General features: G+C 44.9%; 19 protein-coding genes and 3 tRNA genes. 5 read left to right on the top strand and 17 right to left on the bottom strand.

The window, feature by feature from the left end; all coding sequences use genetic code 11:
• Positions 1–135 precede the first annotated feature (135 nt).
• Positions 136–345, top strand: coding sequence for a hypothetical protein (locus JV36_RS0108155; RefSeq protein ID WP_032094443.1), 210 nt, complete (start codon positions 136–138; stop codon positions 343–345).
• Positions 346–522: 177 nt separating this feature from the next.
• On the opposite strand, the gene JV36_RS0108150 is transcribed toward JV36_RS0108155, so the two are convergent.
• From JV36_RS0108150 to JV36_RS0108110, 9 genes are all read right to left on the bottom strand, one after another.
• The gene (locus JV36_RS0108150; protein WP_032094442.1) at positions 523–1,653 is read right to left on the bottom strand and encodes a sodium ion-translocating decarboxylase subunit beta; all 1,131 of its coding nucleotides are present in this window, start codon (positions 1,651–1,653) and stop codon (positions 523–525) included.
• 3 nt (positions 1,654–1,656) lie between these two features.
• Positions 1,657–3,540 carry a sodium-extruding oxaloacetate decarboxylase subunit alpha gene (oadA, locus tag JV36_RS0108145; RefSeq protein ID WP_032094441.1) on the bottom strand — a complete coding sequence of 628 codons (1,884 nt, stop codon included), beginning with the start codon at positions 3,538–3,540 and terminating at the stop codon, positions 1,657–1,659.
• Positions 3,541–3,555: 15 nt separating this feature from the next.
• Entirely contained in the window at positions 3,556–3,825 is a 270-nt protein-coding gene (locus JV36_RS0108140; protein WP_032094440.1) for an OadG family protein, read from the bottom strand.
• 274 nt (positions 3,826–4,099) lie between these two features.
• Positions 4,100–4,176 (bottom strand) — tRNA-Arg (locus JV36_RS0108135).
• Between the two features lie 53 nt (positions 4,177–4,229).
• Positions 4,230–4,306: transfer RNA gene (locus tag JV36_RS0108130), tRNA-Arg, on the bottom strand.
• Between the two features lie 39 nt (positions 4,307–4,345).
• A tRNA-Ser gene (locus JV36_RS0108125) sits at positions 4,346–4,435 on the bottom strand.
• Positions 4,436–4,692: 257 nt separating this feature from the next.
• Complete coding sequence (gene csrA / locus JV36_RS0108120) at positions 4,693–4,884, bottom strand: carbon storage regulator CsrA (RefSeq protein ID WP_032094439.1); 192 nt, start codon at positions 4,882–4,884, stop codon at positions 4,693–4,695.
• Positions 4,885–5,016: 132 nt separating this feature from the next.
• Positions 5,017–7,614: an alanine--tRNA ligase gene (gene alaS / locus JV36_RS0108115; protein ID WP_032094438.1), complete on the bottom strand. Its 2,598-nt coding sequence runs from the start codon at positions 7,612–7,614 to the stop codon at positions 5,017–5,019.
• Positions 7,615–8,001: 387 nt separating this feature from the next.
• The gene (locus JV36_RS0108110; RefSeq protein WP_032094437.1) at positions 8,002–8,451 is read right to left on the bottom strand and encodes a regulatory protein RecX; all 450 of its coding nucleotides are present in this window, start codon (positions 8,449–8,451) and stop codon (positions 8,002–8,004) included.
• Between the two features lie 190 nt (positions 8,452–8,641).
• Here JV36_RS0108110 and JV36_RS0108105 point away from each other — a divergent pair, with 190 nt between their 5' ends.
• Both JV36_RS0108105 and JV36_RS0108100 read left to right on the top strand, forming a co-directional pair.
• Positions 8,642–9,850 carry a GNAT family N-acetyltransferase gene (locus JV36_RS0108105; protein ID WP_032094436.1) on the top strand — a complete coding sequence of 403 codons (1,209 nt, stop codon included), beginning with the start codon at positions 8,642–8,644 and terminating at the stop codon, positions 9,848–9,850.
• A gap of 19 nt (positions 9,851–9,869) precedes the next feature.
• Complete coding sequence (locus JV36_RS0108100) at positions 9,870–11,945, top strand: M13 family metallopeptidase (protein ID WP_032094435.1); 2,076 nt, start codon at positions 9,870–9,872, stop codon at positions 11,943–11,945.
• Between the two features lie 456 nt (positions 11,946–12,401).
• On the opposite strand, the gene JV36_RS0108095 is transcribed toward JV36_RS0108100, so the two are convergent.
• On the bottom strand, positions 12,402–14,039 hold the full coding sequence (locus JV36_RS0108095; protein ID WP_032094434.1) for a SulP family inorganic anion transporter: 1,638 nt from the start codon (positions 14,037–14,039) through the stop codon (positions 12,402–12,404).
• Positions 14,040–14,051: 12 nt separating this feature from the next.
• Positions 14,052–14,714 carry a carbonic anhydrase gene (locus JV36_RS0108090; RefSeq protein WP_032094433.1) on the bottom strand — a complete coding sequence of 221 codons (663 nt, stop codon included), beginning with the start codon at positions 14,712–14,714 and terminating at the stop codon, positions 14,052–14,054.
• A gap of 165 nt (positions 14,715–14,879) precedes the next feature.
• Between JV36_RS0108090 and JV36_RS0108085 the strand changes: the two genes are divergently transcribed.
• Both JV36_RS0108085 and JV36_RS0108080 read left to right on the top strand, forming a co-directional pair.
• The gene (locus JV36_RS0108085; RefSeq protein ID WP_032094432.1) at positions 14,880–15,821 is read left to right on the top strand and encodes a hydrogen peroxide-inducible genes activator; all 942 of its coding nucleotides are present in this window, start codon (positions 14,880–14,882) and stop codon (positions 15,819–15,821) included.
• Between the two features lie 128 nt (positions 15,822–15,949).
• Complete coding sequence (locus JV36_RS0108080; RefSeq protein ID WP_032094431.1) at positions 15,950–16,858, top strand: LysR family transcriptional regulator; 909 nt, start codon at positions 15,950–15,952, stop codon at positions 16,856–16,858.
• A gap of 127 nt (positions 16,859–16,985) precedes the next feature.
• Here the strand turns inward: JV36_RS0108080 and ppnP are convergent, their stop codons facing one another.
• The 6 genes from ppnP to JV36_RS0108050 form a co-directional block, all read right to left on the bottom strand.
• Entirely contained in the window at positions 16,986–17,270 is a 285-nt protein-coding gene (ppnP, locus tag JV36_RS0108075) for a pyrimidine/purine nucleoside phosphorylase (protein WP_032094430.1), read from the bottom strand.
• A gap of 43 nt (positions 17,271–17,313) precedes the next feature.
• On the bottom strand, positions 17,314–17,898 hold the full coding sequence (locus tag JV36_RS0108070) for a DUF938 domain-containing protein (RefSeq protein WP_032094429.1): 585 nt from the start codon (positions 17,896–17,898) through the stop codon (positions 17,314–17,316).
• Positions 17,899–17,949: 51 nt separating this feature from the next.
• Entirely contained in the window at positions 17,950–20,574 is a 2,625-nt protein-coding gene (gene metH, locus JV36_RS0108065) for a methionine synthase (RefSeq protein WP_032094428.1), read from the bottom strand.
• Positions 20,575–20,583: 9 nt separating this feature from the next.
• Positions 20,584–21,651, bottom strand: a complete 1,068-nt coding sequence (locus JV36_RS0108060; RefSeq protein WP_032094427.1) for a homocysteine S-methyltransferase family protein — start codon at positions 21,649–21,651, stop codon at positions 20,584–20,586.
• A 3-nt stretch (positions 21,652–21,654) separates the two neighbouring features.
• The gene (gene metA, locus JV36_RS0108055) at positions 21,655–22,593 is read right to left on the bottom strand and encodes a homoserine O-acetyltransferase MetA (RefSeq protein ID WP_032094426.1); all 939 of its coding nucleotides are present in this window, start codon (positions 22,591–22,593) and stop codon (positions 21,655–21,657) included.
• 247 nt (positions 22,594–22,840) lie between these two features.
• Positions 22,841–23,275, bottom strand: coding sequence for a DUF2802 domain-containing protein (locus JV36_RS0108050; RefSeq protein WP_032094425.1), 435 nt, complete (start codon positions 23,273–23,275; stop codon positions 22,841–22,843).
• Between the last annotated feature and the right edge of the window lie 27 nt (positions 23,276–23,302).

The following is a 23,302-nucleotide window of genomic DNA, read 5'->3' as shown; positions in this document are numbered from 1 at the left end:
AATATCGAAAGCGAAAGGCAATATTAAAAGCGGTCACAACCTTCGATTTGTTAACATAATGTAACTCATGAAAATGAACGTTTACTCTGTGTCGAACGAAACAAACATTACACATTTAAATAATGGGAAAATGTTATGTTGATGACTTACGTGAGCTATGCAGTTATTGCTGGTGCAATTTTTATTCTTACTTCGTTTTTTTCGCAAAAGCTGCAAGCGCGGTCAAAAAATAGATCGTTTGCTAAGAAGTTAGGTACGTTTTTAGCCGGTGCTGGCGTGGTTACGTTACTGGGTGCGGCAACAGCGGCCGCAGCAGTACACACATCTTCTGGATTCATTTTGTAAGTCAAATAGCCTTATCCTGCTGGTTTCATATCCTGCTAGCTCCCGATACTGCTAGCACCTTGCTTTGCCGGCACCTGCTCTATTGAAACCCAGCCCTGCGCGCACTCTATACTTCTGGCAAAAGCGCGGCAGGGTTGAGCTCTACCGCGCTAATCATTATTATCCTTCGAGAGCTAGTTATCCTACGAGAGCTAGTAATATACCTGCGGCCACTGCTGAGCCTAACACGCCAGCCACATTAGGCCCCATAGCGTGCATAAGTAAGAAATTATGAGGATTGGCTTCTAGACCCACTTTATTGACTACTCGCGCGGCCATTGGCACAGCAGATACACCCGCGGCTCCAATCAACGGGTTGATCGCATTGCCACTTAACCGACTCATTAATTTTGCCATGAGCACACCGGTTGCCGTACCAATTGCAAAAGCAATAGCACCTAGCCCGAGAATGCCAAGGGTTTCTACCGTGAGGAACGCCTCAGCCGATAACTTCGAGCCAACAGCAAGACCAAGAAAGATTGTCACTGTATTAATAAGTTCGTTTTGTGCTGTATTGCTCAGCCGGTCTACAACACCACACTCTTTCATTAAGTTACCGAAACAGAACATGCCTACAAGAGGGGTTGCCGCAGGTAAAAATAAAATCGTTAGGAACAACACCGCCAGAGGAAAAATTATCTTTTCTCGTTTAGAAACAAAGCGCAATTGCCCCATCTTAATCTCTCGCTCAGCTTTGGTAGTAAGAGCTTTCATAATAGGAGGCTGAATAATGGGCACTAATGCCATGTACGAATATGCCGCAACGGCGATGGCACCTAGTAAGTCCGGCGCTAAACGAGAAGCAAGGAATATTGCGGTAGGCCCATCGGCTCCACCGATAATAGCGATAGCACTGGCGTCTTTTAAGGTAAACTCAAAACCTGGCAGCAAATTTAAAGCGATGGCACCAAAGAGCGTAGCGAAAATGCCAAATTGAGCTGCCGCGCCCAGTAATAGCATTCTTGGATTAGCAATAAGCGCACTAAAATCGGTCATGGCCCCAACCCCCATAAAAATAAGGAGTGGGAACACACCGGTGTCGATACCGATTTTATAAATATAGTGGAGCAACCCTCCCGCTTCGGAGAAGCCCGCTATGGGGATATTAGTGAGAAGCGCGCCAAATCCTATGGGTAACAGCAAAAGAGGCTCAAATTTCTTAACGATGGCTAAATAGAGCAACCCAAAGCCCACCAACATCATTACGAGTTGGCCAGCCTCAAAATGGGCAAGTGCGGTACTATCCCAAAGCAGTAGTAACTTATCCATGTATTACCCCAACGAAATCAGTGATTGCCCACTGCTTACAGCGTCGCCATCACTAACGAGAATATCGCTAACTGTGCCTGTATAGGCCGAGCGTATCTCTGTTTCCATTTTCATGGCTTCCAAAATAATGACCACATCTCCCTCGGCTACGCTATCACCATTGCGCACCAAAACCTTGAATACGTTTCCGGCCAATGGCGCATCAATAATTTGCGCAGCGCTTGCTTGAGATGCTGATGCAGCTTGATTCGAGGCTTGGGTTTGATTTGCAGGCGTAGCAGCACTGGCTGCAGTATTGCTGTTCACCTCAGAAACTTGTTTTAATGCGCCTGAAGGCGCTACCTCTACGTGATAAAGCTTCCCATCAACGTTAACGTCATACGCGGCTGCATTTGCTTGTGAAGACGTCACCTGCTGGGTTTGGCCCTCTTGTGCAGCGTTTTTAGTAGAAGATGAGTTCTTGGTATTGCTCTTAGTATGGTCCTTTGAATTCTCATCGAGCGTCGGCGCAGCCTCAAATGCATCAGGGTTCCCTCGATTGGTAAGAAACTTAAGACCAATTTGAGGGAAGAGTGCATAGGTCAACACGTCATCAATTTTGCTTTCACACAGAGCAATGTTCTTTTTGTGAGCAAGTTCATCTAATTCTTTTTCAAGTTTAGTGAGTTCAGGTGAAATGTTATCAGCAGGGCGACATGTTATTGGCTCTGCTCCGTCTAGCACCCGCGCTTGTAACTCGCTGTTCACCGGCGCTGCAGTCGCACCATACTCACCTTTTAAAACTCCGGCGGTTTCTTTAGTAATACTTTTGTAACGCTCTCCCGTGAGTACGTTTAATACAGATTGGGTGCCTACTATTTGAGACGTAGGTGTTACTAACGGTATGTAACCGAGGTCTTCACGAACCCGCGGAATTTCTTTTAATACTTCTTCAAATTTGTCTTCTGCACCCTGCTCTTTTAGCTGGCTTTCCATGTTGGTGAGCATTCCACCTGGCACTTGAGCAAGAAGGATGCGCGCATCCACACCTTTCAAGCTGCCTTCAAACTGACTGTATTTTTTTCTGACCTCGCGAAAATAACTGGCGATCTCTTCTAAATGTGGAAGTGATATTCCCGTATCTCGCTGAGTACCCTCAACAATAGATACCATTGTCTCAGTGGCCGTATGACCATACGTCATGCTCATAGAGGAAATGGCGGTATCCAGCATATCGATACCTGCATCAATAGCCTTTTGATAAGTGGCCGTGCTTAACCCTGTTGTTGCATGACACTGCATTGCAATAGGAACTTTCACTGTCTCTTTAAGCCCCGCGATCAAAGCCTCGCACTCGTATGGTTTAAGCAGTCCTGCCATATCCTTAATGCAAATAGAGTGGACGCCAAGATCTTCTAACTGCTTGGCCATCTCTAACCACGTTTCTAGCCCGTGGACAGGGCTCACCGTATATGAAATGGTACCCTGCGCGTGGGCTCCGCTATCAATGGTAGCTTTAATGGCTGTTTTTAAATTGCGAATATCGTTCATCGCATCGAATATTCTAAATACGTCCACACCGCTTTCGTGAGCCCTTTCGACAAACCGCGTCACTACATCGTCGGCGTAGTGACGATAGCCGAGTAAATTCTGCCCGCGTAACAACATTTGTTGCCTGGTATTTGGCATCGCCTTTTTCAGTTTTCTAATACGCTCCCAGGGATCTTCTCCTAAGTAGCGAATGCAGGCGTCAAAGGTGGCGCCTCCCCAAGACTCTACAGACCAAAACCCAGCGCTATCTAATTTTTCAGCGATAGGCAGCATATCCTCTATTCGCATCCGAGTGGCGAGCAATGATTGATGTGCATCACGTAAAACAAGCTCGGTAAGCGCGAGTGGCTTTGTCATGGTAGTTCCTTGAGGCTATATATTTTTGTTAGATTGACGGTGAGTATGAACAGCAGCGGAGATGGCGGCGATGATATTGCCATCAATACCCGGCTGCGCTGAATGTTTGGGTCTACTGGTAGAAACTGACTCTGAATCAACCTCGCCGGGGAATGCTTTACAAAAGCGCGCAATAAGATGGATCCCTAGGATAAGTAAACCAAGAAAGGAAAATACAAACAGCATACCTATTAGCATAAGTGAAGCCGCTTCCATTAGCAGGCTAGTGACTGAATCGGTGTCCATGTGAACTCGCTTTAATAAAATCTAAGATAAATAACTATCATGGGGTTTATAAAAACTCAACAACGCAATGTGATAAATGCCATAAAGATGAAAACTGTCGGTTTTTGATTGTGATTTTAGCAAGTGCAAAGGTGCACAATTTTTAAAAGAGAATATGTAAAAAGAGAATAATTAAAAAGAGTGCATTAGTGCACGCCATGTAGAAATGAGGGAGCTTGGGTCATTTTGAGGCAGGCATAAAAAAACCCACCTCAATGAGGTGGGCTTTCTTATATGGCGCGTGTGGAAGGATTCGAACCTCCGACCGCCTGGTTCGTAGCCAGGTACTCTATCCAGCTGAGCTACACACGCGTAAACTGTTTTACTTTCGACTTTTACATCAAAAGGTGACGCTTCAAAATAAGTGGCGCGTGTGGAAGGATTCGAACCTCCGACCGCCTGGTTCGTAGCCAGGTACTCTATCCAGCTGAGCTACACACGCGCAATAAACTTTTTGTCGACCGCCACTATCAACGAATAATGGCGGAGAGGGAGGGATTCGAACCCTCGGTACGAATTAACGTACGGTTCCTTAGCAGGGAACTGGTTTCAGCCACTCACCCACCTCTCCTTGAGTGCGGGATGCATTTTACGGATTCATTGGCCTGAGTCAAACCTTTTTTAGGAAGAAAGTGTTCGTCCGCTGTCATTTTAAACGATTCGTTTAAAAAACACGTTAATTGTATACCAATCACACGACCCACGCCTACTGTTAACTCGTCAATCAATCATTGCCGGCAAATTTTGGGCTAGTACCATCCTTTTTAAAATACAGAAACAAAAAAGGCCGGCGTGCGCCGACCTTTCCCAATGAAGCTACATTAGCGTTTATTCTGCAGAGTCCGGCTGTCCGCCTTTTTCTGCCTGAATACGCATGTATATTTCTTCACGGTGCACAGAAACTTCTTTTGGTGCATTAACACCTATTCGTACCTGATTCCCTTTGACGCCTAACACAGTAACAGTAACATCGTCACCAACCATAAGCGTTTCACCAACTCGACGAGTCAAAATAAGCATTCGCTTGCTCCTGTTCCTTTATATTTAACGTTTCCATTATAGTTTGCTAACTCGCCGGCACGACCCAGCGGAAGCACAGTGATTCCATGTTTCTGTGTCACTTCAAAAACTCACTGTTATATGCACTTATCATTATAGCTTATCTTGTAACCAAGCGTTAACCGAATCTAACGCCTGATTGAGATTCTCAGGTTTGTCGCCACCTGCCTGAGCCATGTCAGGTCTACCGCCACCTTTGCCGCCAACTTGCGAGGCAATGAAGTTCACCAACTCGCCGGCTTTTACCTGACTAGTAAGGTTTTTGGTAACACCAACAATAAGATTAACTTTTGAATCATTTGCTACACCTAATACTACGATGCCTTCGCCGATTCGGTTCTTTATATCATCCATCATTGAACGCAATGACTTAGCTTCCACACCTTCTAAATTAGCGACTAGCACTTTTACGCCATTTATTTCTACCGTATTACTAAGCATATCAGCACCTTGCTGACTTGCCAGTTTTTGTTTGGCCGCAGTGAGTGCTTTCTCTAACTCTTTAGTATGATTTTGTAATGTTGCTACCCTGTCTAGCACATTGGCAGTGTCTGTTTTCAACATTGCCGATAGCGACGCAAGCGTAGCCTGCTGGTTTTGCATTACACTTAGGGCCTCTTCGCCTGTCACTGCTTCTAAACGACGCACGCCAGATGCGATACCTGCCTCGCTGGTAATTTTAAGCAAACCAATATCACCGGTTCTCGTTACGTGAGTACCGCCGCAAAGCTCTACAGAAAACGGTCCCATCTTTACAACGCGCACTTTTTCGTCGTACTTTTCACCGAACAACGCCATTGCGCCTGACGCTTTTGCGTCCTCAAGCTCCATTAGCTCTGTAGATAGGACATGGTTTTCTCTGATTTGTTCATTGACTCGACGCTCTATTTGCGCAATTTGCTGTGGCGTCACGGCTTCAAAGTGAGAGAAGTCAAAGCGCAAGCGAGGAGCCTCAACTAAAGAGCCTTTTTGCGTTACGTGCTCGCCCAGTATCTCGCGAAGAGCAGCATGTAATAAGTGAGTCGCACTGTGGTTCTTTTTAATTGCTTCTCGGTTGGCCACATCAATAGATGCGGTAGCTGTATCACCTTTTTTCACTGTACCTTTAGCAACCCCTCTATGAGCGAATGCTTTACCCATCTTTTGAGTGTCTGATACAACGAATTCACCACCTGCTACGCTTAGTATGCCTTTATCACCAGATTGACCACCGCTTTCCGCATAAAACGGCGTGCTGTTTAGCACCACAACACCTTCTTGACCGTCTTCTAAGGTGGCGACGAATTCATTGTTCGCAATTAGCTCAACAACCGTTGCACTGCCGTCAACGTCGGTGTAACCCGTAAAGGCGGTTTCCTGTTCAACTACCAATCTATTATTGTAGTCGGTACCAAAATTACTCGCTTGTTGCGCCCTTGCTCGCTGCTGCTGCATAGCAGACTCAAAGCCTGCCTCGTCAATTTTAAGCTCGTGCTCTCTTGCTACGTCGTTGGTCAAGTCAACAGGGAACCCGTAGGTGTCGTAAAGCTTGAACACAACATCGCCTGGGATAGTATCGCCTTCTAATGTTTCAAGGGTCTCGTTAAGCATTGCCATTCCGCGGGCAAGTGTCTTACTAAACTGCTCTTCTTCCACGCGAAGTACTTTTTCTACTACTGGCTTTTGGTCAACGAGCTCTGGGTACGCTTCGCCCATCTCAGTGGCCAATGAGGCTACCAGTTTGTAGAAAAAGATATCATCAGCACCTAGCTTATAGCCATGGCGAACAGCACGGCGGATAATACGACGAAGTACATAGCCGCGACCTTCGTTAGACGGCATAACACCATCACAAATTAAGAAGCTGCACGAACGAATATGATCAGCAATCACTCGCAATGATTTATTCTCTAAATCATCGGTACCGACAATTGACGCCGCTGACTTGATAAGATTTTGAAATAAATCGATTTCGTAGTTGCTGTGCACGTTTTGCAAAATGGCAGAAATACGCTCAAGTCCCATACCGGTATCGATAGAGGGTGCAGGTAAGGGCTCCATGCTGCCATCAGCCTGCTTGTTGTACTGCATGAATACTAGGTTCCATATTTCAATGAAACGATCGCCGTCTTCCTCTGGCGTACCAGGAGGACCGCCCCAGATATGTGCACCATGATCATAAAATATTTCAGAACATGGACCGCAAGGCCCTGTATCACCCATAGACCAAAAGTTATCAGAGGTACTTATGCGAATGATTTTCTCTTTGGGAACGCCAATGTGATTTTCCCAAATATCAAAGGCTTCATCATCTTCAGAGTAAACAGTCACTAATAGCTTCTCTTCAGGAAGGCCCACTTCTTTTGTTAAAAAGTTCCAGGCAAATTCAATAGCTTCTTTTTTGAAGTAATCGCCAAAGCTAAAGTTACCCAGCATTTCAAAGAATGTATGGTGACGAGCGGTGTAACCTACGTTCTCTAAATCGTTGTGTTTACCACCGGCTCTTACACAGCGCTGAGAAGACACTGCACGAGAATAACTGCGCTTATCTGCGCCTAACAAGGTGTCTTTGAATTGATTCATGCCTGCGTTAGTAAAAAGAAGCGTTGGATCATCTGCAGGTACCAGTGACGAGCTAGCGACGGCGTGATGGCCATGACTTTTGAAATAATCTTTGAACTTGTTGCGTAAGTCAGCAGTTGATATTGTCATTGAAAACCTAACTTCCTTTATACATTAATGAGACGGTGCGAAGCCCTTACTCGACATTGTTGCTTAAATCACTCAGTTGCTTAAATCACTCACAATTCCACTGCCCAAAAATTTTATAACCCAACAATTTCATAGCAAGGAAAAGTGCGTAAACAACAAAGTGAAAAGTCGAGTAAAAATAGTGAACAAAGAGATATCCGCGTCACGTGGCGTTATGCTCGCACAATTTTGCGAAACAATAGCACGAATAGTGGTTTTCTGTTAAGCCTAAGGGGGCTATGTAGTGGGCAATTTTTTACTAAACATCAACAAAACTGCAGCTAAAATAAAATTGTCGGTACATTTACTTGTTACTTACAGCATAACATCTCGTTGCTTACCGCTTAGTCACTCGTTGCTTACCGCATAGTCTATATGCTCTTGGTAAAACCCTCGGTATTGTAAAAAGCGCTTTTGTTTTTGACGTAAGGTGAAGTCTGTTTCAAAGAATGCGCCAAATTTTTTCACTTTTGCCGTTTTGGCGCTTTCAAACCAATCCGCTTCAATTTCTTCAAAAGCCTCTCGAACATACCCTTCATCAACACCGTATTGTTGCAGGTCTAGCTTTATCACTCTTGGGCCCTTACCCTTTAAATACAGCGCCCGCGCTCTGCTTTGAGCAAATCGCTCATCGCTTTGAATATCGGCTTCACGAAAAGCATCTAGAATTGGTAAGAACGCTTCGTTCTCAATGCCTTTTTGCGTAAGTTTACGCACTATCTCACTGTAGCTATGCTCTCGTCGTGCCAGCATGCGGGTAATCGCGTCGATAATGATCTTTCGGTCAAACTCTGACATTTTTGTGACCCTACTTGTTACTGTTTTCCGTAATTATTCAAATACTAAAATTACGGCATGGGTGATGTGGTTTGATTAGGTTCCGTTGACCTAGTTTGAAGCAGTATTTTATTTCGTAATACCGACGACAGTCTAGCCTTAATAAGAACAGAGTCGCATTACTAGCGCTTGATATACTTTAAATGAAATTATGAATGAACAAGTAATAATACACGACAGCATAGCAAGTATCTCCAAAGCGCATTGGAACTCTCTCGCTGAGAATGCAGGCCCATTTCTCCAATTTGAGTTTTTGCATGCATTAGAAACGTCAAAGTGTTGTAGTGAAGAATCGGGATGGCGCCCGTTTCATGTGACGGTAGAGCATGAGGCCCAACTTGTTATGGCGATACCTGGCTACCTTAAAACACACAGCTATGGCGAGTACGTATTCGACCACGCATGGGCAAATGCTTATCATCAACACGGTATAGACTACTACCCCAAATGGATAAGTGCCGTACCTTTCACTCCGGTAACAGGCAAACGGTTACTAATAAGAGAAGGTTTAACGTGCGCCCCTGCTCTATTAGCGCAAATTGCAGATACTTTAAGAGCGCAGTGCCAATCGAAATACAAAGAGCATATCTCGTCACTACACTGGTTATTTGTTTCAGACAGCGAAAACAACTTCCTAACTAAAGAACACTATTATTTAACTCGCCACAGCGTGCAATTTCAGTGGCACAACTATGGTTACACGCACTTTGATGATTTTTTGAATGCCCTCACCTCAAGAAAGCGTAAATCGATAAGCAAAACCCGAAAAAAACTGACTGAAAACGGCATCCAATTTTCACATTACAGCGGAAGCGACATTACCCCAGAAAGACTCGCCTTCTTCGTCAAGTGCTATCAATCTACCTATTTAAAGCGCAGTGGCCACCTTGGCTACCTCAATACCGCCTTTTTTGAAACGCTTGTGTCGACTATGAGTGAACGCCTGCTTATTGTTACAGCAGTTGAGCACGGAAATCCGGTGGCTAGCGCTTTATTTTTTCACGACGAATCTGGCCTTTATGGACGTTATTGGGGAGCACTCAAAGATATCGATAGCCTGCATTTTGCATGCTGTTATTTCGAAGGTATCGAGTTTGCGATAAACAATAAGCTCACTCGTTTCAACCCAGGCACTCAAGGCGAACATAAAATATTGCGGGGGTTTGAGCCTATTTACTGTCAGTCCAAACACCAGTTGTTTGAGTCTGCTTTCCACGATGCTGTCGCAAATTTTTTACAGCAAGAAAACGAACATATCGCCCACTATTTTAATCAGGCACAGAATGCTTTACCTTTTAACCAGGAATTTGTGCCTACTTTAAAAACAAAAAGTGTCATTCATCCTAACGACGACACATAAAACTAAAATGAGAAACCATATGAAATATAAACTCCTTGCCGTAGCGATTGCGGCATCACTTGGCCTGGCTGGTTGCTCTCAACCAGAGCAAGTCAAAGAACAAATGACCAAAGCAGAGCCTGCTGAAGCAAAAGCCGAAGCAGAACTTGGCTCGTTTGGTGTTGATCTTTCTGCCCGAAATGAAGCGGTTAAGCCAGGTGACGATTTCTTTATGTATGCCAGTGGCACTTGGTATGACAACTATGAACTCCCTGCTGATAAAACGCGCTATGGCGCATTTACAGGCTTAGCTGAACGCAGCGAAGAGCAGGTAAAAAGCATTATCGATGGTCTGACAGAAAAGGAAACGCTTAACGCTGATGAAAAGTTAGTAAGAGATTTCTACGTTGCCTTTATGGACACAGAGAGCATCAATGAAAAAGGCCTATCTCCTATTAGTGATGTATTAAGCGACATTGATAGTATAGAGAGCACAAAAGACCTAACCGCAGCCTTCGGTAAAAGCTGGCTATACGGTTATAGCACGCCTATTGGTGGCGGCATGTGGTACAACCGTCTTGACCCCAATGAATATCAGTTAAGTGTAGGTGTTGGTGGTATTGGTCTTCCCGATCGCGACTACTACCTAAGCGATAGTGAGCGCTTTGTAAAAATTCGCGAAGCCTATGTAGCACACATTGAAGAGATGCTTACCTTAGCTGGCGTAGAAGACGCGGGCACAAAAGCAGCGAATATTATGGCACTAGAAACTCAGCTAGCTGAAGTTCAGTGGCCTCGTGAAAAACGTCGTAATCGTGACCTAACCCTAAACCAAATTGAGCGCAGCAAGCTATCTGATGCATACCCTGGTTTCGATTGGGATGTCTATTTCGCACAGTCAGGCTATAAGGTACCAGAGCTCAATATTTCTCAGCCTCAGCCTGTGAAAGATGTGATCAAATTGATAAACCAAGTTGACTTAAACGACTGGAAATCTTATTTGAAATATCACACGATTTCTAACAATGCTGACATGCTTGCCGAAGATGTGTACATGGCCAATTTCGACTTTTACGGTCGTACGCTTAACGGTCAACAAGAGCCGCGCCCTCGTTGGAAGCGTGCGTTAAGTCAAATGTCTGGTACGCAATCGCTTGGTTTTGCCATTGGCAAGATTTACGTAGATGAGTATTTTCCTGAAAGCTCTAAAACACAAATGGCTGAGCTAGTTGAAAACTTACGTGCTGCATTAAGCGAGCGTATAGATACCCTTGATTGGATGGGAGAAGAAACCAAGGTTAATGCCAAAGAAAAGCTAATGGCATTTCGTCCTAAAATTGGTTACCCAGATGAGTGGCAGTCGTTTGATGGCGTAACTATTAGTGACAACGACCTTATTGGTAATGTTCGCAATTTACGTGAATTCTTCCATGCTGAATCGGTAGAGCGTGAGCTTGAGAAAACCGATCGTGAGCGTTGGGGTATGACACCACAGCGAGTCAATGCTTACTACAACAGCTCGTTCAACGAAATTGTTTTCCCTGCGGCAATTCTTCAACCACCATTTTTCGACCCAAATGCAGACGCAGCGGTTAACTACGGTGCCATTGGTGCTGTTATCGGTCATGAAATGGGTCACGGTTTTGATGACCAAGGCTCAAAGTCTGATGCCATGGGTATACAAACTAACTGGTGGACAGACGAAGATCGCGCGGCGTTCGAAGAAAAAGCAGATGCCCTTGCAGCTCAATACAGTAAGTACGAGCCCATTGAAGGCAACTTCGTCAACGGTCGTAACAGCCTAGGTGAAAACATTGGTGATGTAGGTGGTCTTGCAATGGCCTACCACGCTTACAAACTTAGCCTTAACGGTGAAGAAGCGCCAGTTATTGATGGTCTTACAGGCGATCAGCGTTTCTTCCTTGCTTGGGCTCAAGTTTGGAAAGAAAAGCGTACTGAACAAAGCATGTTGAACCAGCTTCGTGCCGGTACACACGCACCAGGCCGCTTCCGTGCACAAGCACCTCGCAACCATGATGCGTGGTATGAAGCGTTTGATGTTAAACCGGGTGACGCGCTATACCTAGCGCCAGATGAGCGTGTACGTATTTGGTAATAACCCTATACTGGGTGTCAATTAACCTGAGACAGCGCCGGTTAGCACTATAATCGGCCTATTTCCTGACAGTGCATTAGCTATGAAGTAGCAATTCTTACGCTATGCAACGGCACTCTAAAAAACCTAAAAAGCACCCTACGTAAGTACGGTGCTTTTTTATTGGGCTAAAAGCCTTGTCTGATCTTACCTATCTATTCTTAACTTCTATTTTTACCTTTCATCCATTGCCAACGACGACGACCTAATAGCGACTTGTAATGAATAGAGGCTGGCTATTGGCTATTGGCTATTGGCTATTGGCTATTGGCTATTGGCTATTGGCTATTGGCAGTCTGGTTGTAGTGGGTCTTTGTTTCAAACACAATACGTAACTTAGAAGGTATTTCAGTGAGGGCACAAAAAAGCCCCCGGTTCTTTACGAAGCAGAGGCTTTTAACCAGTGTAATCTATTTATTACGACTGAGCAGCGGCTTGCAGCGATGGTTTGCTATCGTCACTCCCGCCTACTTTCTTTTTTGCATACAGCAGCGCGTCGTGTAGCGTCTCAAAGTTAGGAATGCCTGGGTGAGCTTCATTAACACCCTCAAGTACTTTGTTGAGCTTTTCGTTGGCACCACAAATTATCAACTGTCTTCCTGCCGCTAGTGCGTCTGATGTTACTGTATCAACTGCCATTGCTGCAGATACATCCATCAAAGGTACCCGTGAGAAGTCCAAAATAGTGAACTTACTGCCAGGCTGAACACGCTCGCGAACACGGTGACCTAAATCAGCTGCCGCACCAAAGCTCAATGGACCACCGAAGCTAAAGATAGACACTTTGTCTTTTAGTTCTTCAAGTAATCCATTCTCTTTAGGGTCGTTAAGATCTTGAGGTATCTTTTGCAGCTCTTCAATTTGAAGCTGTGCGACTTGTCTAACATACGCTAGAGCTCCAAGCACAACACCTACGCCCACTGCGGTGATAAGGTCTACAAATACCGTCAGTGATAATACAAGAATCATTAAGGCGAAGTCCCAACGCGGGCCTTTGTGACCACGTTTTAGGTAGCCCCAGTCGATAATGTCTAGTCCAACTTTTACCAATATACCGGCTAGCACAGCGTGAGGAATTTGAGCCGCAAGAGGACTTAAACCCAAAACGATGCCAAGTAATACCAACGCATGCACCATACCAGACACGTTGTACTTACCGCCGCTTCGGATATTTACCACAGTACGCATGGTTGCACCTGCACCCGCAATACCACCAATTAGACCAGCAAAAGTGTTACCAATACCCTGACCGATAAGCTCTTTATTACTATCATGACGAGTACGCGTCATGTTATCTGCAACAAGCGAAGTCAAAAGACTATCGATAGCACCTAACAGCGCAAGAACAAATGCAGCTTCAACCACTAGCCATATTTTGCTTTGGTCAAATACAGGCAATTGAAGGCTAGGCAAGCCAGTTGGAATATCACCTAATACTGGTACGCTCAGCGCGAGACTTACTAATGTTCCGATAATAAGTGCAGCAAGTGCACCCGGTACATACTTACCTAAAGACGCAGGCCATTTGTACGCTACGATTAAGGTACCAAGACCCAATGCAAGGGTTGAAAAGTTGATATCAGCCAACGCTGTCGGGAGATACGAAAGCGCACCGATGGTACCACCTGGAGGTTCATGACCTAGTAAACGGCCGATTTGCAAAATTATAATAATGGCACCGATCCCAGACATGAAGCCCGAAATCACTGGATAAGGAACGAGCCTTATATACTGCCCGACCCCAAAAAAGCCAAACGCTATCTGGAATAAACCAGCTAGCATTACCGCCGTAAATATTAGGCTTGCATCGCCAGACAGGCTGGCAAATAAGCCAGCAAGTACCACCACCATTGGCCCAGTAGGACCAGAAATTTGAGCTGGTGTGCCACCAAAAAGAGCAGCAAAAAAACCAACAGCTATTGCACCATACAGGCCAGCCATAGGTCCAAGACCTGAGGCTACACCAAGCGCTAATGCAAGAGGCAATGCAACGATACCGGCGGTTAAACCACCAGTGAGATCACCTCTTAAATTTGAAAAATTTATTTTTACCACAAATGTTCCCTCTTATTCAGCCGATTTTGCACGTTTGAATCGCGCTTCAGCCTCTGTCTGGTCCATAGTAACAAAGTCGCCAGCTTCGCTGCTGTAACACAACATGTCGCCGCTACCGATATTGTAAACCCAGCCGTGAAGCTCTACTTGTCCAGTCGCAATTTTAGCTGCCACTGCAGGATGAGTGCGAAGGTGCTGTATTTGTTGCAATACGTTTTCTTTTGTCACCGCCTCTAGATCGTCAATCGATAGTTTATCGTGACCACAACGTTCTTTAACAACGTCGGTCGCTGCGCGGCAGTGACCTAACCACTCCTTTACATGAGGTAATGAATCTAAACCTTCAGGGCTGATAGCGCCTTTCATAGCACCACAATCTGTATGACCACATACAACAATGTGGGAAACGCCTAGGGCAGCTACCGCAAATTCAATAGACGCTGTCATGCCACCGGTTTGATTGCTATGAGGAGGAACAATATTGCCCGCATTACGACAAATGAAAAGCTCGCCCGGATCGGTTTGAGTAACTAAGTTCGGGTCAATACGAGAATCTGAGCACGTGATGAAAAGAACTTCTGGGTTTTGACCATTCGCTAATTTTTGAAAGGTTGCTTTTTTGTTTGGATAAACTTCTTTTTGAAACTTCGCAACACCTGAAAAGACGTGTTCCATAGAATACTCCGGTTATTTTTAATAGTTATAACAATGTTAATACTCTAGTGTCACTTGATAGATTAATAGTTTAATATACCACCTCGTGATAACCAAAAACTATCAAGCGAGTTAATTGTTAGATGGATTGCCCATTAATTATAGCCAAAAGTAGGAGTTTTAATTATGCAATTAGGTGGTAAAGCCCCCTCGTTTAACCAGATTCGCTACTTTGTGGCCGTTGCAAAATACCTCAATTTTCGACAGGCAGCAGGGGCACTTGGCATTAGCCAACCTACGCTGACTAGCCAGATAAATGCGTTAGAAGACACACTGAATTTAACGCTTTTAGAACGTTCCCGTACTGGCACCTTGCTTTCGCCACAAGGAAAGGCGCTTTTAGCAAGTGCAGAAGAGGTCTTGCAGTCTACTCAACGCTTCTCGGAAATGGCTCGCGATCTCTCAAAAGGAGAAGTAATCACCTATCGGCTGGGTATTCCTCCGACACTTGGCCCTTATTTATTGCCTTTTGTTTTACCCGATTTGCACAGACTAAAGCCGGGACTGCGATTTTACGTAAGAGAAGCGTCACCCGATGACTTGCAGCACGGATTATTAAGAGGTGAGTACGACATTATCCTTTCCCCCCTTTCAAGTGATAACTCACAGCTTATTACCTCGCCGCTGTTTAAAGAACCGCTAAAGTTTGTTACTCCATCTGACCATTTTCTATCGGGAAAAGCATTTGTGCACCCTGAAGATATCAGCGGTGAAAAAATACTTACGTTAGAAGATAAGCATCATTTTCACCATCAAGTGCAAAGAATATGCGAAGACATAGGTGCAGACTTACAGCGAGACTATGAAGGCACTAGCCTTGATACATTAAGACAAATGGTGGTTATGGGTATGGGTGTTGCCTTTTTACCCGGTCTTTATATTCATTCTGAATTACACAAACCTGAAGCTTTACACGTGTGCGAAATTGCTAACATGCCTATTGAACGCCAGCATTCTCTTGCATGGCGTAATACATCACCTAGTCGAAAGACCTTCCGTGAGATGTCTATTATTATTAGGCGTATTATTGAAGAGCGGCTGGCTGATGCTGTCACTATGTGTGATTAGGCTTGGTGAGTGAAAAGATGCTCGTTATTTAATTAAAACCAGTTATTTAAATAGGGTTATTGAATTAGCGCTTTTAACACATCTATTGATGTTATATTGACTACACACTCACAAGCGCTTTTATACACATGATTGATAGACAACACCTGCGTATTGTCCACGCAATACACCAGCATGGCACGATGACTCAAGCCGCGAAATCCTTGTACTTAACCCAGTCGGCCTTAAGTCATGCTATGAAAAAGCTTGAACACGAGTTTGATGTTCCGCTGTGGCAAAAAGAAGGCAGGCGTTTGTTTTTGACTCAGGCAGGTGAAAGTTTACTTGGCCTTGCACAGCGTATATTACCTCAGTTTGAACACACAGAAGCGCAACTTCGTCGATTTGCCGAAGGCAAGCAAGGCACACTGCGCATTGGAATGGAATGTTACCCCTGCTTTGAATGGCTATTGAAAATAGTCGCTCCCTTTCTAAAACGATTTCCTGATGTAGACGTAGACGTACGACGTGCCTTTTCTTTTGGTGGCCTACAAGCGCTGCATGGTTATGACATTGATGTACTCATTACTCCCGATCCCCTGCACTTAGACGCGATTACTTACACACCTGTGTTTAGCTATGAACAGGTTCTCGTTATGCACAGTACACACAACTTGGCGTCGAAGGCATTTATAGCACCTCGGGACCTCGCTCAAGAGACGCTCATTTCTTACCCAGTTGAAAACAGTAGATTGGACATATTCTCTCAATTTTTAACACCGGCCAATGCATCTGTTAAAAGTCACAAAACTATAGAGACCACTGAGATTATTATGCAAATGGTTGCAGCAGGAAGAGGGGTAACTGCGCTGCCTAAATGGCTTGTAGATGAGTCGAAAGAAAGTGAACTGCTGTGCTGTCGTCCCCTTGGCGAAGAGGGGCTAACAAAAACCTTATTCGTGGGGCACAGAAAGCGTACTGACACACTGGGTTTTATTGATAGTTTTGTAGAGATGGCAATGGCGCAAGGATTAAAAACAAACAGCCCGCAGCAATAACGGCGGGCTGTTGAAGCGAAGGCGCTGTTGAGAATCGAGGCCCTTCGTCCATATAGGTATTAGCTAGGGCTAAGGCTTTCTGTGCATTTAGCCCAAAACTCGTACAACAACGTTCAACACGCCCTAACTAGCTGTAAAAGCAAAGGTAAGCCGTTGGCGATGATACTTTTACGTCAAACGACACATTGGCATCTACGTTAAATTCAGTGCCGGCCGGAAACGATTGCCACTCATCGCTACCGGGTAGTTTTACGGTAAGCTCACCCTCGACAACTTTCATTAGTTCTTTCTTTGAAGTATCGAAAGTATACTCACCTACAGACATCACACCCGATGTACAGGGACCATTTGCTGAATCAAATGCTATTGAGGTGACTTTATTGTCGAAGTAGTGGTTAACTGAAAATGACATAGTATTCCTTGATAGTTTTTTAGAAAATTGGTTTTAAATGTTATTATTCTTTCGTCCACACTAACATAAGATTGTTAGCAGGCATCGTTATCATTTCTTTCAATGTGAGTCGTTTAGCCCATGCTTTGAGTTCATCAATATCTCTGTAACCGCCACATCCCCGCTCGACTAACGATTGATGAAACTCAGCATTACTTTGAGATGAGAAAACACCTGATTGTGTGAACGGGCCATATTGGCAAAATGTGCCGCCTTTAGGAAGTTTCTGCGACACTAATTCCATAAGCAGTTTTGCCTCATGCTTTTGCATAATATGGGCAGTATTGGCGGAAAATATTCCATCAAAGGGCAAAGCAGGAAACGGATCTACACCCACCTTAAATCCGATTGGCTGAATAAGATTGGATAGTGAAGACTCACTTACCCAAGCGTTTATTCCGTCGTGGTACTCGTATTGATCGCTCGTATGCCACATCAAATGAGGCAAATGAGCAGCAAGGTAGGATGCGTGCTGCCCGGTTCCGCTGCCAATTTCAAGCACCTGTTGAGTATGGGCGAACGCCCTTTTTAGAATATCTAAAATTGGGCGTTTGTTATTCTCACAGGCTTGGCTAAATGGTTTTTCCATTACTGTTATAACTTCCATCTTACAGATAATTTAGCAAAGCGGCAGATTGACCTAATCACTCAGATTAGGCCCAAGCCATTTCTCGGCTTCTTCCAATGTCCAGTTTTTGCGCTTGGCGTAATCCTCAACTTGGTCAGGTTGGATTTTAGCCACCGCAAAGTATTTTGCTTCTGGGTGAGCGAAGTACCATCCCGATACGGACGCGCCAGGCCACATTGCATAACTTTCAGTAAGCGTCATGCCGGTGTGCTCTTTTGCAGATAACAAATCCCAAATGAGCTGTTTCTCAGTATGCTCTGGACACGCCGCATAACCTGGCGCAGGTCGAATACCCTGGTACTTCTCCCTAATGAGTTCTTCATTGCTTAAGGTTTCATTAGGCGCATAGGCCCAATACTTCAAGCGCACCTGCTGATGAAGGTATTCAGCAAACGCTTCAGCTAGGCGATCAGCAACGGCTTTTACCATAATGCCATTGTAGTCATCACCGGCCTTAATATATGCATCGGCAAGGGTGTCCTCACCTATGCCGCCAGTAACTGCAAACGCGCCGATATAATCTGCAATTCCGCTTTGCTTTTCAGCCACAAAATCGGCAAGGCAGTAGTTGGCAAATTTATCTTTTTGGGTTTGCTGACGCAAATGATGTGCAACCCCTTTTACCGAAGTGCGGCTCTCATCTGAATAGACTTCGATATCGTCGCCCACCCTATTTGCGGGAAACAACCCTATCACGCCTTTTGCTTCAAGTGAGCTATCAGCAATAATTTTATCTAACATGGCGTTGGCATCAGCAAACAATGACGTTGCTTCTTCACCAACCACGTCATCATTAAGGATTCGTGGATATTTCCCTGCTAATGACCACGTTAAAAAGAAAGGCGTCCAGTCAATATAATCTCGTAATGTAGCCAAGTCTGCGGTGATAGGCGTTACACCAAGCTGCGCTGGCTTAACAGGGTGCTCAGCAAAATTGACTTTGCAGCCATTAGCTCGCGCAGCCTCAAGTGTAACAGGCTTACTGCGGGGCTTTTTACGAGTATGCTGCTCTCGTACCGTATCGTATTCTTTCGCTAATTCTTTTGCGTATATATCCCGCGAACCTTTGTTCAGCAATTTCTGACACACGCCTACTGCACGACTCGCATTAGGTACATAGGCCACAGCTGAATGATAGTTTTGCTCTATCTTAACGGCAGTATGGGCTTTCGACGTTGTTGCACCACCGATAAGCAGTGGCATATCAAAACCTTGGCGCTCCATCTCTTTAGCCACGTACACCATTTCATCTAGCGACGGCGTAATGAGCCCCGAAAGACCAATCATATCCACATTTTCTTCTTTCGCTTTTTGAAGAATATTTGCCGCGGGCACCATGACACCCATATCAATAACTTCAAAGTTATTACACTGCAAAACAACACCAACAATATTTTTGCCGATATCGTGAACATCACCTTTTACGGTGGCCAGTAATATTTTACCGTTACTTTTATTATCGTCAGACTTCTCAGCTTCTATGTATGGCTGTAGGTGAGCAACTGCTTTTTTCATTACTCGGGCAGATTTAACTACCTGGGGTAAGAACATCTTGCCTTCGCCAAATAAATCCCCGACGACATTCATCCCATCCATGAGCGGGCCTTCAATAACGTGTAACGGGCGTTCAGCCTCTAAACGCGCTTCTTCGGTATCATCAATAATGTAATCGGTAATCCCTTTTATCAAAGCATGCTCTAAGCGTTTACTAACGTTTTGTTCTCGCCAAGTAAGATCTTCTTTTGCCGCCGCCTTTCCATCGCCTTGGAATTGTGGGGCTATTTCGAGTAGTCGCTCGGTGCCATCGCTGCGCCTGTTTAATATGACGTCTTCTACCGCCTCACGAAGTGCCTTGGGAATTTCATCGTACACCTCAAGCTGACCGGCATTAACGATGGCCATGTCCATCCCCGCTCGAATAGCGTGGAAAAGAAAAACCGAATGCATAGCTTCGCGAACAGGGTTATTGCCACGAAACGAAAATGAAATATTGGAAAGGCCACCGGAAATGTGCGCATAGGGGCACGTTTTGCGGATAACACGTGTTGCCTCAATAAAGTCGACCGCGTAGTTATCATGCTCTTCAATGCCGGTTGCGACAGCAAAAATGTTCGGGTCAAAAATAATATCTTCGGGAGGAAATCCAACTTGCTCAGTGAGTACTTTGTAGCTTCGTTGACAGATTTCAACTTTGCGCTTTTGGGTGTCTGCTTGGCCTTTTTCATCAAACGCCATAACAACCGTAGCGGCGCCATATCGTTTGATTTTTTTCGCTTGTGCAATGAAAAGCGCCTCACCCTCTTTAAGGCTTATGGAGTTAACAATAGCTTTGCCCTGTACGCATTTAAGACCGGCCTCAATGACGTCCCATTTTGAGGAGTCAATCATGATAGGCACTCGGCTTATGTCAGGCTCAGACGCAATAAGGTTTAAAAACGTCACCATTGCCTGCTCTGAATCGAGCATCGCCTCATCCATGTTGATATCGATGATTTGCGCACCGTTCTCAACTTGTTGACGAGCAACGTCGAGCGCTGCTTCGTAGTCACCGTCCAAAATGAGCCGTTTGAATCGAGCTGATCCGGTTACGTTGGTTCTTTCACCAATATTTATAAATGTAGAAAAATCTGCGCTCACATTGCCCTCCTAGTGTACAAATGGCTCTAGGCCTGACAGACGCATTTTAGGTTCAAATGCTGGAACTTGACGAGGCTTAATGCCCGCAACGGCGTTGGCTATATCGCTTATGTGCTCAGGCGTACTTCCACAGCAGCCTCCCACAATATTGACTAAGCCAGATTCCGCCCACTCTTTGATATGTTCGGCCATTTCTGGGCCTTCCATATCGTATTCACCAAACTCATTGGGCAGCCCAGCATTGGGGTGTGCTGAAATTAAACACTCTGAAATAGTGGCAACTTCATCAACATACTGTCGCAGAAGATCAGGGCCTAATGCACAATTAAGTCCGAAAGAAAATGGGCTAATATGACGCATAGAGTAATAAAACGCTTCGGCGGTTTGACCTGATAGTGTGCGCCCCGATGCATCGGTGATCGTTCCCGATACCATAACCGGCAGGGTTATACCCATTTTTTCAAAGGTTTGCTCTACAGCAAAGGCCGCCGCTTTTGCATTTAGCGTATCGAAAATGGTTTCAAGCATAATGAGGTCAGCACCACCTTCAATCAGTGCTTCGGTAGACTCGCTGTACGCGTTAACTAATTCGTCAAAGGTGACGTTTCGTTTGCCCGGGTCATTTACATCTGGGGATATTGAAGCGGTGCGGTTGGTAGGCCCTAGCACGCCCGCAACGTAACGTGGCTTGTCCGGTGTTTTTAGACTGTATTGTTGCGCAGCTTTCTTAGCAAGTTTCGCAGCTGCCACGTTAATATCACGAGATATGGCTTCCATATCGTAATCGGCCATAGCTATGGTGGTAGCATTAAACGTATTTGTCTCGATTATGTCAGCACCTGCCTCTAAGTAATCGCAATGGATTTGGTAGATAAGATCAGGCTGAGTTAATACAAGCAGGTCGTTGTTCCCCTGAACATCACAATGCCAATCGGCAAATTGGTCGCCGCGATAGTCATCTTCTTCTAGCTTATGGCGTTGGATCATGGTGCCCATGGCGCCATCAAGAATTAAAATTCTTTCTTTTGCGGCACTGGCTAGACTAGCTCGTGCTTTCGAATCTAAATCGTTACTCACGCGTTACCTCTTTGGCTGTGGTTTTTCAGCTAACTGACTTAAATCGTACGGCGTTGTTTGATAAACGTAATAGTTAAGCCAATTTGTAAACAATAGACTTCCATGGGAGCGCCATTGAACTAAAGGCGGTTTAGTTGGGTCATTGTCAGTGAAATAATTGTTCGGCACCGCTGGGTGTTGACCAGCTTGCACGTCACGCAGATATTCGTCTTTTAGCGTGTCGGGGTCGTACTCGGGGTGTCCGGTAACAAACACCATCCGTTTGTCTTCTGATGCGACAATATAAGCTCCCACCTCTTCTGATTCAGCCACCACATTAAGACCTTCAACACTATTATAAAGTGATGTGTCTATGTGACCGTAACGAGAGTGTGGTGCTGCGAAGGGAGAGTCAAATCCACGCAGTAATTCGTTGTTTGGATCGTTAACATTGTGCTGGTATACGCCTGAAAATTTTTCGTTTCGAAGCTCCCGCGTCACGCCGTAGAAATGATACATCGCGGCGTGAGCAGCCCAGCACAAATAGAGGGTTGAGTTAACGTGGCGCTGGGCCCATTCCAAAATAGTTTTCATATTTTCCCAATACTTCACCTCTTCATAATCGAGTAAAGCAAGGGGGGCGCCCGTGACAATCAGCCCGTCATACTTTTTATTCGCTACGCTTGAAAACTCGTGGTAGAAGGCATCCATATGAGACTGTGGTGTATTTTTTGGTGCTTGGTTATCGATGCGAATAAAGTCCACATTAATTTGCAATGGCGTATTAGACAACAATCTCAGTAACTGCACTTCTGTCTCTATCTTATTGGGCATTAAATTAAGGATACCCACTTCAAGAGGACGAATTTCCTGACTCGCCGCTCTATCCATATCCATAGTGAATATGTTTTCACCTAACAAGACATTCTGAGCAGGTAGTTGCACAGGGATACGGATTGGCATAAATAACTCCAGTCAAAAAAAACGATAACTGTATTGTGGCGAATACTGTGAATATGTCAACATCTTTACGTCTAGACGTCTAAACGCAAAGTTGGTAGGGAAGTGGAGGAAACTGGGAGGGAAGTGTATGAGCGCTAGATAAGAGTAAGAAAGATTAGAAAATATATAAGTGGCATGCGCGCATCACGCACCATCAACACAAAGGAATAGAGTGACTAAGACTTATATAGATAGCAGCACTAAAAAATTAGCTGCCCGACTTGTGCACCATAACAAGCATCTCGGCTTCGGCACGGGGAATATCGCAGGTTTCAATGATTTCCTCAATCGTGGCGCCTTGTTTGACTAAATCAGCAGCCCGCTGATACAGCTTCAACGATGGATCTTGAAACTTTAGCTCTCGAAGTTGATTGTCCACGTCTTGCTGCTTTTCATCAATACGCTGTAAATGCTTACTGATCACAACGCTTCTAGCCTGAATTTCAGATTGCTGGTTGTTAGCATCATTAACTTGGACAGCAATGTTCGACAGCTCTGTTGAGACCTTGACGGTAAGGTTTTCTAACAATTCAGTTGTTTTGCGAAGTTTTGTATAAAGCACTATAACGGCGATAATAAGTAAAAAACTGATTATCGCGAGTATACATTCAACCAGTGACAGAGCAGCAAGCTGCAAGTCCATATGCGACACACCTAAATGAGACAGGGA

Source organism: Alteromonas sp. LOR, assembly GCF_000753865.1.
In the GTDB taxonomy this organism is placed as follows: domain Bacteria; phylum Pseudomonadota; class Gammaproteobacteria; order Enterobacterales; family Alteromonadaceae; genus Alteromonas.
The sequence above is the reverse complement of the archived record's forward strand: the minus strand, read 5'-3'. Positions and strand labels throughout refer to the sequence as shown.